8 protein-coding genes and 3 pseudogenes are annotated in these 12,660 nt (G+C 69.1%); 6 read left to right on the forward strand and 5 right to left on the reverse strand.

Annotation, left to right across the window (positions count from 1 at the left end; translation table 11 throughout):
* Nucleotides 1-200 precede the first annotated feature (200 nt).
* Nucleotides 201-2,981, reverse strand: coding sequence for a trypsin-like peptidase domain-containing protein (locus G4Z16_RS32120; protein ID WP_343070928.1), 2,781 nt, complete (start codon nucleotides 2,979-2,981; stop codon nucleotides 201-203).
* A gap of 462 nt (nucleotides 2,982-3,443) precedes the next feature.
* A complete protein-coding gene (locus G4Z16_RS32125; protein WP_197354052.1) occupies nucleotides 3,444-3,785 on the reverse strand; it encodes a histone-like nucleoid-structuring protein Lsr2 in 342 nt (113 codons plus the stop codon).
* Between the two features lie 826 nt (nucleotides 3,786-4,611).
* Here G4Z16_RS32125 and G4Z16_RS32860 point away from each other — a divergent pair.
* The gene (locus tag G4Z16_RS32860; RefSeq protein WP_425508191.1) at nucleotides 4,612-4,941 is read left to right on the forward strand and encodes an HNH endonuclease family protein; all 330 of its coding nucleotides are present in this window, start codon (nucleotides 4,612-4,614) and stop codon (nucleotides 4,939-4,941) included.
* 13 nt (nucleotides 4,942-4,954) lie between these two features.
* On the opposite strand, the gene G4Z16_RS32135 is transcribed toward G4Z16_RS32860, so the two are convergent.
* Nucleotides 4,955-5,368 (reverse strand): hypothetical protein, encoded by a 414-nt coding sequence (locus tag G4Z16_RS32135; protein ID WP_197354053.1) that lies wholly within the window; start codon nucleotides 5,366-5,368, stop codon nucleotides 4,955-4,957.
* Between the two features lie 263 nt (nucleotides 5,369-5,631).
* Between G4Z16_RS32135 and G4Z16_RS32140 the strand changes: the two are divergent.
* The 5 genes and pseudogenes from G4Z16_RS32140 (at nucleotide 5,632) to tpg (ending at nucleotide 10,759) form a co-directional block, all read left to right on the forward strand.
* A pseudogene (locus G4Z16_RS32140) lies at nucleotides 5,632-5,852 on the forward strand (helix-turn-helix transcriptional regulator).
* Nucleotides 5,853-6,300: 448 nt separating this feature from the next.
* Nucleotides 6,301-6,438 carry a hypothetical protein gene (locus G4Z16_RS32145; RefSeq protein WP_246531184.1) on the forward strand — a complete coding sequence of 46 codons (138 nt, stop codon included), beginning with the start codon at nucleotides 6,301-6,303 and terminating at the stop codon, nucleotides 6,436-6,438.
* Nucleotides 6,439-6,862: 424 nt separating this feature from the next.
* A complete protein-coding gene (locus G4Z16_RS33160) occupies nucleotides 6,863-7,174 on the forward strand; it encodes a restriction endonuclease (RefSeq protein ID WP_343070950.1) in 312 nt (103 codons plus the stop codon).
* Between the two features lie 943 nt (nucleotides 7,175-8,117).
* Nucleotides 8,118-10,201: pseudogene (gene tap / locus G4Z16_RS32155) on the forward strand (telomere-associated protein Tap).
* A gap of 3 nt (nucleotides 10,202-10,204) precedes the next feature.
* Nucleotides 10,205-10,759 carry a telomere-protecting terminal protein Tpg gene (tpg, locus tag G4Z16_RS32160; protein ID WP_197354054.1) on the forward strand — a complete coding sequence of 185 codons (555 nt, stop codon included), beginning with the start codon at nucleotides 10,205-10,207 and terminating at the stop codon, nucleotides 10,757-10,759.
* A gap of 47 nt (nucleotides 10,760-10,806) precedes the next feature.
* Here tpg and G4Z16_RS33410 read toward each other — a convergent pair whose 3' ends face one another.
* Both G4Z16_RS33410 and G4Z16_RS33415 read right to left on the reverse strand, forming a co-directional pair.
* Nucleotides 10,807-11,973, reverse strand: coding sequence for a helicase associated domain-containing protein (locus tag G4Z16_RS33410; RefSeq protein ID WP_425508192.1), 1,167 nt, complete (start codon nucleotides 11,971-11,973; stop codon nucleotides 10,807-10,809).
* 78 nt (nucleotides 11,974-12,051) lie between these two features.
* A pseudogene (locus tag G4Z16_RS33415) lies at nucleotides 12,052-12,186 on the reverse strand (hypothetical protein); the annotation flags it as partial.
* Between the last annotated feature and the right edge of the window lie 474 nt (nucleotides 12,187-12,660).

Consider the following 12,660-nt stretch of genomic DNA (forward strand, 5'->3'; position numbering starts at 1 on the left):
GGATCAGAAAAGAAGACACCGGGGTCTGCACCCTCACCCCGGACAGGCAAGGACCCCGCAACGGCCCCGCATTCACAGCAATGCAGTGACACGGCAATGCAGTGAATTCCCGCCCGCACCCGGCCCGTTGCCCCACGAGGGACTGAGTGACCGGCCGAGACCCCAAGGGGGATCCCGGCCGGCCGTCCCGTGGGGGGTCTTCAGGTGGTGGAGCGATTGATCCAGATGACGCTCACCAGCACAGCGAGAGGGATGGAGATCATGACCAACAGCTGCAGCGCACCGGCGGTGTTGACCGAATCCCAGAACCTCTGCGACCTCGTCCGCCCCGGCGCCCGGACACGTGGGCGGGGGTGCGTGTGCGTGGCGGCGGCCGTGTGCCGGCCCGGACCGACGGTCTCACCGACAAGAGGAGCCGGCAGCGGCATCGGCTCCTGCCGCGGCTCCTGGGAGGGGGGCGGGGGCAGGACGGTCCCCGACACCACAGGCCCGGGCACCGCCCGGAACCCGGCCTGGGATCCGGCCTGGGATCCGGCCTGGGATCCGGCCTGGGATCCGGCCTCGTGCGCCTCGCCGGACCCCGACTCGGCCGCGGACACGGACACCACCGGCCCGAAGACTGCCTCAGGCTCGCCATCCCCGGCAGCAACCGAAGTCGCCCCGTGGGCAGGACCGGCCCACCCATCCAGGACCGTCTCCTCGCGGGCAGACCCCGCGCCCACGCCTGCGGGGGCTGCGGGCTGCGCGACGGACGGTGACGCACCCGCCAAAGAGGCACGCCCTGGAGAGGCCTTCTCGATCGACTTCAGCCACGCCACCTGCCATGGCTCGGGCAGCTGCCGCGCGATCCCCGCCGCCGGACCCGCCAGAACCTCACCGTGCGCGGCGATCGCGCTCGTAGCGCCCTCCAGCAGGCGCGGCTGCGCGGAAACCGAGCGGGCGATGGCCGCAAGGCACTGCCGGCGCTGACGCGGGGACAGACCGGGGGAGGGGAGCACGAAATCGAGGAAGCCGCCGCCGGACTCCTCCTGGGCACGCTCGATCAGCGCGGCCGTCAGCGACGCAGACCGGACGCCGGAGAAGTAGCCGCCGTCCAGCGCCGGATACAGCTGAGCGGCGGCCCGGCGCAGCCGCAGGAGCATGTCCGCATCCAACGGGCAGGCAGCGCCCCGGTGATGGAACTCCCAGGCCGTCGTGACGACGGCATCGGCCTCCTCCTTGTCCTGCGCACCGGCCATGCCCTGCACCGTGACCAGCGTCCGCAGCAACTCCGGGGCCAGCTCCGCCAGACCTTCGCGCGCCGCGCCCCGCCGCACGTACTGCAACTCGTGGTCCAGCAGCGTCACCGACGCCGGATGCGAGTCGGTGGGCTCGCCGGGCGCCTGCAGCAGCACACCGGCCAGCGCGTCCATGTGGACACCCAGCACCCCCGGCGCCCTCTCGTCGGGCACGCCCTCCCCGCCGGCGTCGTCACGGCGTTCACGGGGAGCAGGGAGGGCTGCGCGCCGGTCGGCCGCCTCATAGGCGTCCCAGTCGTCCCGCACTCCGGCCCGGTGCAGCGCCAGAATCCGTTTACTGAAGGCCAGTTCGGCCAGTTCCTGCACCTGGGCGGGCGTGTACTGCCGGTAGACCGCGCCCGGGCCGAGCACCACCTCGGTTCCGGTGATCACACCCTGATGACGCCCCCGCAGCTCCTCCCACCAGCCCCGGACGGAACGGGCCGTCAGCAGCACCCGTATCCGCCGCCCCGGCGGCGCCTGATGCCCGGCGAACGTGTCCAGCAACTCCTCGACCTGGTCGAGGCGGCCCTCCGCATCGTCGATGACGATCAGCGCCGGCCGCGTCAGATGCCGCAACATCCCATACGGCGCCGGATGCCACGCCGGAGCATCAGCGAGAAACCCCGCCGTCCACGGAACGTCCCCACCACCCGGATCGCACTCCGCCTCCGCACGCCGCTCGCACAGACGGCGGGCCAACTCGGCCGCCACCCGCGTCTTCCCGGAACCGTCCCCACCGTGCAGGACAGCCACGTCCACGGCCTGCGGCGCGGCACACCAGCTCGCCAGTGCACCGATCTCCGCATCCATCCCCAGGAATTCGACGACCTCGGACCGAGCGGAGAGCAGATACGAAGCCGCCGCGACCGGCCGCGGCATGCTCTCGAAGAGCCCATCCAGGTCCGCCGCCTCCAATCGCGGCCGCACCCCGCCCCCGGCTGCGGCGAGGATGTCGCAGAACGTGCGGTCCTCCAGCAACTGCCGCGCGGGCACCACTTCCAGACGCCCGTGACTCCACCCCGAGGGAGGATCCGCGACGAGGCCGATCAGCACCTGACCGCAGAAGACCGCTGCTCCCGCCATGCCCTGCCAGGGCAAGCCCTCCCCGCGCAGATGCTCCGGCACCTGGTGGTCGACCTGCAACACGTAGCGGCGGGAAGCATTGTCGACGCCGCTGATACGGCCCGCCACTCCCTGCGGCTCACGCTCGGGGGACTCGCCGAAGACACGCAGCATCGCCTCGTGCGGCAACCCCACCACCGAACATTCCGGCCGCGGCGCCGGCGGCTTCGTGCACACCAACTCACCCCACCGCACCGGCGGAAACTCCTGCCCCAGATCCCGCGGACGGCACCGCAGCAGTGCCACATCCCCGCGCTGCCACGCCAACTCGGCCCGGGCACGCGGCCCTTCAGTCTCATGGTTCGAAATCTGCACGAAGCGCGGCTCGTTCTCGAAACCGGGCGTGTACTCCACGACATGACGCGCCGTGAGAATGACACCGGGGGCCACCACACAGCCGGCCCCGACCCGGCCCGCGTACTCCACCGAAGCAATGCGATCCCACACGACGGTGCCCCCTTTGTGGCAACGGCCGGCCGCCCGGAGCCTCACCCTGGCCGGCCTGGTCAGCGATCTGCCGTACGCGCCCCGCGCCTCCAGGTTGGACAGACCCCGCAGGCACATGGTTCGCTGACACATCTACCACCGCCGCACACCAATTAACTGTGCATGCGCGAACTCCGACAACGGATTCTGCGGCCCGCCACAAAGAATGTCCGCTGTCTCCGAAATGCAGCCGGATAATGCATTTCGCATGGAGCACCCGCCGCCTCAACAGTCATCCCGAGGCGGAACGGCCCCAGCACCACACCTCGTCCCGCTCCCGGACACGACACCTCGCGACGCCGCCGAAGGTGCAGTGAGACACCCCGAGTCGCCGGCAATTTCCGGCCGCCGCTGCCTCAGACCAGGCCGGGCCATAGACGATTTCACGCCACCGCGCCCACCCTGGGGCGGACATGGGCGGCCAGGCCCAGCCGAACAGACACGCACAGCCTCCACACGGCGCTGCGCCAGAGAAAGTCCCCGTCGTTCTGAGTCGTGCCCACGGACGCCATTCAGGCGGTTCCCCCGTTCGCCGCCCCCAGACCTTCCGGCGGATCAGTGAGCCTTCTCGTACGCCTCACGAACAGTCGCAGGAACCCGGCCCCGCTCATTGACCTCGAACCCCTGCTCCTTCGCCCACTCCCGGATTTTCGCCGTCTCATTGCTGCCACCGGCTGAGGGCGCCCGCCCGGGACCCTTGCCCGCCTTCCGGCTGCGCTTGATACGCCGACCGTTCTTCATGTAGGGCGCCAAGGCATTCATGAATTCGCCATGGTTCTTGTCGTTGAGGTCGATCTCAAAATCCGTGCCGGCGACGGAGAACTGCACATTCGTGACGTCTTCCGATTCCTCACCCGAAAGATCATCGATGAGGAGAGTGACAACCCGCTGCGCCATGACATTTCCCTTCCCAGATGTTCACCTGACAGAAAGAAACATGATGATCGGCCAAGTCCCGTCACGTCAATTCCGGGTCACCGGGCGCCAGCTGGGGCACGATGCGTTCAGTGCACACAAACAGCTTCAGAATCTCCAAGAGGCCCCCTCCATTCCGGGCGCCGGTCAGCCCGATGCCTGCCGTGCGCATCCCTATCCAGCAGACACAACATGCGGCATGAAGACGGCTGAGCCCACGTCACGTGGGGAGAGAATCGCGGAGAAAACCCACCCTGGCCATGAGCCCCGGTTTGGTCAGAAGACTCAAAAGATGCCGGACTCGCGGTGACTCCCCGCAAGCAAAGGGGTATCGCATCCATGCCCGCTTCACCGCGATCGAGCAGGGGACCGTTGCTCACGACCGTGCTGAAGAGCAACAAACACTGTCGGGTGCGGCGTTCGCCCCACACCACTACCGGCCGACACTGAGCCAGAGGGGAGTGCCACATGACCACTCGCCGCCTCGGTCTCCTTCTCGCTTCCTGCCTCGCGGTGCTCCGCCTGCTCAACCACCGGCGGAACATCACACGGCCCGCAACCTCAAAAACCACCGGCGAACGTCCCCACCCCGTCCGCCGGCACCCGTCCTTTGACCGCGGCCGTGAAGCAGCTGACGGTCAAGAACGAATCCCGAAACGGCTAGGAGCGCGAGAAGTTCAAACTGTGGGTCGACGCCGAGTCCTCCTGTCAGAAGCAACAAAAAACCCGACCAAGGGAGGAGTGCCGCCTGACAGGCGGGCAATGGACGTCGTACTACGACGACAAGACCGTCACCGGCGACGGAGACCTGGACATCGACCACCTCGTCCCGCTCGCCGAGGCATGGGACTCAGGCGCCTCGAAGTGGAGCCCGACCGAGCGGGAACACTACGCGAACGACCTGGAAGCCGAACGCTCACTCGTCGCCGTCACACTCAGCACCAACCGCTCCAAAGGCGACCAGGACCCCGCCGAGTGGCTTCCCCCCGCCGCCTCCACCCACTGCCTGTACGCAACCGACTGGGTGCAGACCGAACTGCGATGGAAACTGGCCGCCGACGCAGCAGAGCGATCCGAACTGCAGCACCTCGCCGACGACTGCCCGGACGCCACGGTGACTCCTTCACCTGCGCCGTAACAGCCCGATGCCCCTACAGCACGGGCCACCACGGTTGCTCATCCTCCTCCCACACCTGCGCCCAGCCGCACGGCACCACACCCTCGACCGGCCCCGGCCCGGAAGCAGCGGGTTCGCCCAGCCCCTCCGCGACCGGAGCCGTGTGGGGAGTGACCGCGGCGCAGCCGTGACACAGGTCGGCCAGACGCCATGCATGCCCGCAGCGGCTGAGAACCAGGAGAATCTCCCCGTCACAGCCCCGGCGCCGCGGATGCCAGGTGCAGCCGGGCTCGCGGCAGCGGCAGGTGCGCAGATGCGGGGCGAGAGGATTCTCCCGGGCGTGACGGGCAGGATGCGCCAGCACCTCTTCCCGCACTCCGCCGCCGGGCGCGGGCAGGATCCCGCACAGGCCGCAGCGCAGTTGCGGGCCACCGGAGGACGGGAGCACCTGGACGGTCCAGATACGCGGCGGTGGGGGAGCAGGGGGTGGGATACGGGCCGGAATGGTCTCAGCACTCCTTCAGCACGACGTGGGCGAACCGCCTCTCGAGGACCAGGCGGCGGGCACTGTAGTGCAGACCTCTGCCCTCCCGGCGACTCCCTGAGATCGCGTCAGATAGGGCAGGGGTCTGCACTGACAGGGCAGGGGTCTGCACCGTGCGATAACTGAGTGACGATCTTCCCGCCCGACCTGACCTCGAAGCTCTCCGCATGGAGCTCGCACGCAGGCGGGCGGAACACGGCTGGACCTACGACGAGCTCGCCGAACGCACCGGCCTGGCCAGGCGCGCCCTCATCGAGATCGAACAAGGCCGCACCTCGGCACCCTGGCCACCTGGCACGCCATCGCCCACGCCCTCGGCGCACCCGTCGGAGACCTCCTCGCATCCCTCTGCGAGGACCACACCCCGCCCACGCCCCCCACGGCCTGACCACCCACCGCCGGCTGCTCCCAGCCCCCGGCCCTACCCCCGGTGCCTGCCGACAACCACGCCGAACCCTCGTAAGAACACCGCCTGCCACGACAACAAGGCACCAACCGGGACGCGCCGCGCGCTCGGCATCAGCAGCAATGTCGACCTCGAACACGGCTGCGATTTCACGCCATTCGCCGCTCACAGGCCGGGCCAGCCCGTTTCTCCACACACGTTCCGTCGCTTGTGCGGGACACATTGACGAACCGTCACTGACTGCCCGGCAGCCTCTGGGGTATTCGCAGTTAACCGCTCTGGACTCCGACGCATTCGAACATCCGGTGGCTCCTTGTCCAATACCTGCTGCCGGTCTAGATCATCTCCGCGGGTTTGTCGGTGCTCGTTGCTAACTCTTTTTCAGACGTGGGACCACATCCGGTGTCCTGCCGAAGAAATGGAGACACGTATGGCACCGCAGGGGTATCACACCGTCCGCACCCACATACGCCGCAACCCGAGCCGCGGCGGGAAGAAGATGAGCGGCTGGATGATCGCAGGGCTGCTCGCCGGTGTGGTTGTGGGGGCAGGTGATCGGCTTCGGTGAAGCCACCGAACCCCAGCACCCCGCACCCAAGCCCTCCAACTCCGCCCCGGCGCAGCGCTGATGGCCGCTCGGGGGTTCCACCTGCGCAGGCCCCGGGGGAGAGGGGAGTGGAGCGCGGCCGCTCTCGTCGCCCTGGCTGCAGCAACCTTGCTGGTCAAGACCGCTGTTGCCGCCGGAACGGTCGCCTGGCCCTTCGTCGCCGCCTTGGCGACCATCGGCTCGATGTACGGCGCCTGGCGGGCACTTCATGCGCGCCAGGCCGCCCGGTTGCGTGCCGCGAATCTCGCCCGCCTACGGGTCACCTTGGCCGAGATCGATGCGATGAACGACCGCGAGTTCGAACAGGTCCTGCGAAATCTCCTCATCAGGGGACGGCTGGACGGCCCGCAGAGTCGGCCAGCAAGGAGACCAGGCGGCCGACGTCATCGGCACCCACGGGCAACGAGGCCGCCTCGTCATCCAGGCCAAGCACACCACAGTCGCCGGCAAGGTCCGCTCCTCGGTGATGTACCAGGTGAAAGGAACCGCCGGCCCCGTCCACCGCGCCGAGACCGCCGTCGTCGTCACCAACGGATCCCTCACCCGCGACGCCCAAGCATGGGGCAACCGCCACCACGTCCACTGGATCGACCGCGACCGCCTGCGCACCTGGGCCGAAAGAGGCACCCCACTCCACGACTTGCTCCGCCGACCCCAGCGACATCACCAAGGCCGCACAGCTGGCCACGCCGCCTGACCACCCACTGCCCTCACATCCCGGCCAGCAGGACGCGACATGCCTGTCCCTGCTGGCCAACCAACAACCTTGCTGTCGGCCACCGTGCAAGGCGCTGTGTCACCGCCCCGAACACCCCATGAGGAGCTCCCGTGTTCGAAGACCTGAGCCGGCGCGGCGCACATCCCCTCCCTCGGCCCCCGCCCCGTCCAAGGCATACAGCGTGGAGGACCGGCGCCGGACACACCCCAATTCATACAAGCGATGGCAGCCCGAGGACGACGAACTCCTCGCCAGCCGCTGCGCACAGGGCGCCTCACTGCAGGAGCTGGTCGCGGAGTTCGGGCGCAATGAAGGAGCGATCTGCAGTCGGCTGGGCAAGATCGGCGCACAGGGCCCGGCAGCCGATCATGCAAACTCATGGCTGTCTAACCTCACGGGGTGACGTGTCAGTTAGTTGCTCGGAGCTCGCCCTTCCGCCTCACCTTCTGAGAGTCCGGCCAGTCCGAGCCGGGTGAACGGGTCGAGGGGCGACAGCAGCCGATGACGGTGGAGGCGTTGATCGCTTCATCGGTCCCTTGCGTTTGTGTCCGCGCAGGGGCGGCCGCCGGCCGCGGCCGCAGGTACCAACGCGGGCACGTGCGTGGAGCGCGGCTGCGTGATCCTGCCGGTCGGCGGGGCCCTCGAAGACGAGCTGTGCAAGCCCGACCGCGTCGCGCTTCGCGGTCAACTACCCGCAGCCGTCGTCGACTTGAGCACCGGACCCCCCGCCGACGACGCCGGACTGGCGAAGGGTGCCAGGCGTCGACGTGCTCGCACTGCACCAGGGAATGCCCTGCCGCGTTGGGCTGATCTTTCGGCCTTGTGGGGTCCAAGTTCGCGCGACTCAAGGTCCAAGTGAAGGATAAATTGAAAGTGGGTTTGATGGATAAATACTGTTAGGGTGTGGGAATGGAGGTAATGCATGCCCAGTGAAGAAGAGTTGTTCCAGGCGGTGGATGAACTGCTGGCAGGAGAGCCGCAGTTGCCGCCCCCGGCGGAGCGCGGCCGACTACGTGAGGCCGCCGGCGTCACCCAGGCCCGCCTGGCCAAAGCACTGCAGAAGACGACGCAGACGGTGAAAAACTGGGAGAACGGACGCTCAGAGCCGCGACCACCGCAACTACAGGCATACCTGCGCCTCCTGGAGGGTTGGGCGCAGAAGTACCCCGCCCCCGCGACGGACGCGCCCGCTGCACCGGCACCTGAGACGTTCACCGCTGCCGCCGAGCCGCACGCCGCAGCGGTGCCGGCACCCGCGCACCCGACGGGCGCCAACAAGCCCGCCATGAAGCGTCCGTCGGCCTCGCGTCGGTCGGCTACACGCAAGGCTGCGCCGGCGACTGACTCCCGCTTCCCCCACGGGCCGCTCGCCGTGCTCGACGGCGACGGCTGCGCGTACGCCGTCGACGACCTCGTGCTGCACTGCCCGGCTGAGACCATCCCGGAGCTGGTCGAGTGGACCCTGGGGAGTCGGGTCTCGGTGCCGAGCGGTTGCACCGCAACGGCAAGGACGCAGACCCGCTCATCGTCCTCACCGAAGCTGCCGCCCTGCGGTTCGGGCTCCCGGCCCGCCTGGATGGCTTCACCGAGCGCCGCTCGCAGCGCCTCGACGAGGACCACCCGATCGTCAAGCAGCTCACGAAGGCGAAATGGCAGCTCACCCAACGCGGCTTCGGCCCCTGGCCGCGGATCTACCGGCCGGCCGAAGGCGGCCAGCGGCAATGCGTGCAGCTCGCGATCCTGCCCTGGCACGCCCTCGATGACCGCGCCTGGGCCGGCGCCGACCAGCTCCCGCCGGACCAACTCGCCCGCGTCCTGGGCGTGTACGCCACCCGCGTCCTCACACCCCGCGGCTCCACCGCCGTCTCCGGGCTGGAGCTGATGACCGCCCTGCGCCCACCGACCCGCGCTGTGAAGGACGAGAACACCGGCAACTGGGTGTCCGGCCACAACCCCGGCTCGCTCGGCACCCGTCCCATCGACCCGGCACCGCCGGAAGCCCGACCGGAACACCCCGTCGCGCAGGGCTGGGACCGCGGCTTCCTGGAAGAGGAGGCCCACCAGTGGGTGCGCGACCCGCAGCTACTCGCTGACGAGGAGTGCCTGCTGCCCTTCGCAGTTGGGCTGGACATCAACACCGCTTTCCTCGCAGCCGCCTCCCGCCTGACCGTCGGCCTGGGCGAGCCCGAGCACGTCGACCGGCCCGTCTTCGACAAGAAGACCCCGGGCTCATGGCTGGTCGACCTCTCCCACATCGACCTCGACCCCCGCCTCCCCAACCCGTTCACCCCATCCGGGCAGCGCCCCGACGGGCCGGCCTGGTACGCCACACAGACCGTCGCCTACGCCGAGCAGCTCGGCTACACCATCACCCCGCTCGAGGCCTTCGTCCGGCACGAGACCGGCGCCTACCTCGACCCGTGGCACGAGCGCCTCAAGACCGCCTACGTGGCCACGATGGCCGACCTCGGCGTCCCAACAGGCAAGGACGTCGACGAGGCCGCGTTCCTCGCAGCAATGCAGCAGCACAAGCAGACCGACCCAGGCCTCGCCATGGTGCTCTCGGCCATCAAGTCGACCGTCAAGGGCGGCATCGGCAAGCTCCGCGAAGGCCCGCAGGGCCGCCACTACCGCGACGGCGAACCCTGGCCGGCGCTGGATCGCCCCACCTGGCGACCGGACATCCGAGCCGCCGTGATCGCCAAGGCCCGGGTGAACATGCACCGCAAGATGGCCAAGACTGCCGAGACCAGCGGCCTGTACCCGCTCGCGGTTCTCTCCGACTGCGTCGTCTACCCCTCACCCGGGCCGTCGCCGCTGGACTTCCTCCCACGCCAAGAGGACGGCAGGCCGGTCCTGGGCACCTTCCGCCTCGGTCCCACCCCCGGGCTGTGCAAGGTCGAAGGCGTGCAGGAGATGGCGTGGGCCGTCGACCTGATGGAGAAGGGCTACAACCCCGCCCGGCACATCAAGGGCGGCGACGCCGTCCTCGAGGAAGGAGAGTAAGCCGTGAGGGAGATCGACGACGCCCTCGAGCGCGCCGGGCAGGAGGCCTTCACCCGTGAGCCGCCCAAGTCGACCCAGGCCAGAGTCAACTTCCTCCTGAAGCAGCTGAAGACCACCCAGGCCGTCGCCAGCGAGATCGGCGTAACCCCCGACTCCGTCAACCGCTACCGCCGCGGCGCCCGCAAGAACCCGCCGGCGCACATCGCCGACCGGATCGACTCTGCCGTACGCGCCCGCTGGCAGCCCCGAATCCGCAACCGCCAACAGCGGCAAGCAGCCACCAGCACCGGCATCACCATCGAGACCCGCGCCCAGTTCGGCTACACCGCACCCATCGGCACCACCGACGACGGCCGCTTCCGCCGCCTGACCGTCCACCTGCCGCCCGAGTACGCCGGACGCCTCTTCGACGCCCGCCAGCAAGGCGCCACCGACCAGCAGATGCGCGACATCGTCGCCGAAGGAATCCAAGAAACCTATTTCAAAGACGGCGGCCGCCGCGCCCAAGACCTCGAAGTAGCCATCAACAACATCGAATACTTCGACGTTTCCTTCTAAAGGCGCCATGGCACATGACCGTTGCGGCTCTAAGCCGAACTCGCCCCCTATACGGCCCAGTTGAGGCCAAGTTCGGCGAGCTGGGTGAGCCTGTCCTCACCGAGCTTGGCGCGGCGGGTCTTGGTGTTGGCCAGCCACACCCCGAGCTGAATCACGGTGCCGTCCTCCAGTTCCTCCTTGTGGCCCCTAGGAACGGTTACGGAGCCCGTGCGGGCCTTGTACTGGCGCAGGGCCGCAATGCCCCGCTCGAAGGCGCCAGAGCCGTCGTTGCGAGCCTTCTGGGGCGTCAGCTTCGGCGTGGGCAACGGTTCGATGCCGCGTTCACTCAAGAGGGCACGCTGCTCGGGCATCAGCCCGTGCCAGACGGCGTGCCGGCGCTGCCTCTCCAGCCACTTGCCGATGTCCATGCCGTGCACCGTGACGCCGGGCAGTAGCTCGCAGAGGGTGGTCCCCTCCGCCAACAGCGCCCGTACGGCGGCGTAGTGGCGCTGCCAACCCGTCGCCCAGGCCGGGTTCCAGTGCTCATCGATCGCAGCCAGCGCCTCAGCCCGCTCGGGATGGCCGGCCAGGGCTCCGGGGCGCCGCAGATTCGACAGCCACTGCCCGATCGGCCGGCCCAGCGACGTCGCGGCCCGTGGTGCGCACAGCGTCCAGTGCTGCTCGTAGTACACCCGCGCCGCGGCGAGGTTCTCCTCGAAGCCGGCGTCCGCGGCGTCCCACGCCATGCCGAGCTGCTCCAGCCGCTCCGCCCGCGCACCGGACATCTGCCCGGCCCCGTACGCGCGCCGCTGCTCGGCCACCCACTGCCCGAGAGGGTAAGCACCCTCCTTGTGCTCGTACGGGACACGCGCGTGCTGCTCGCGGTCAACGAACCGCTTCAGAGCACTCCAGCCGCGCGCCCAATCCTGCCGCTCAGTGTCGATGACGTTGAAGGACACCCACTGGGCAACCATCGCCGGATCCCGCGGGGCAGCGAACCGCAGCAACAGCCGGGACTCGTCCTCGCCGTCGTCCGGGGCCGGACCGATATGCACGGACGGCTGCACGACGTTCTTCTGCGGCTCCTGCGGGATCGCAAGCAGCTCCACGGCCTCCTCGTCGTGCGCCCGCAACCCCTGAAGGACCTTCACCAGCGGCCGGTAGGAGCTCGAGGTGAACATGTCCTCCGGCTCCTCACCGGGCTTGAGGAACACCGGCACGATCAAAGACGCCACTTTCCCCTCACCCGGCTTTTGCCGCAGCGCCCGACCGATGGCCTGCACGATGTCGTGCGGCGCACCCTTGGGGTCCAGCAGCGCCACGGAGTCGACCGCCCGGATATCCACGCCTTCACCCAGGACCCGGCAGTTGGAGAGCACCGCCCGCCGACCGGTGCTCGCGAAGCTGCCCAGGACGTCCACCGGCGCTCGGGAACGTGCTCGCCGCACAACCAGTCCGCCCAAATCCGGGCCGGGTACCGCTCGGGATCATCGGCGTGCAGCTTCCCCGCGACCCGCTCCAGCCCCTCGGCGTAGGCCTGGGCCTCGATCGTGCGGTGGTGAAAGGTGATCGTGGTCTGCAGCTGATGGTCCGACATCGTCCGCAACAGCGCCGCCTGGAGGGCGCCGAGCCGCTGCCCGCGCACCTCCTCCTCCCGGCCCTCTTCACCCCGCAGTCGTTCCGGCGTGACGACCGGGTCGGTCAGCTCCATCACGATGATCTGGTACCGCGCCAGAAGCCCGCGCGAGACCGCGGACGCCAGACTGAGCTTGTAGAGCACGGGACCGAACAGGGTCTCGTCGGACATGCTCGCCGCCATCTCCTCGGGCAACGCATCCCGCACACCCGCGGCAACCTCCCAGTTCGGCCGCTCCTGCCAGATCCGCGGCGTCGCCGTCATGTACAGCCGCCGCGCAGCAGGG

Origin of the sequence: Streptomyces bathyalis, from assembly GCF_015910445.1 — a bacterium.
GTDB lineage: Bacteria > Actinomycetota > Actinomycetes > Streptomycetales > Streptomycetaceae > Streptomyces > Streptomyces bathyalis.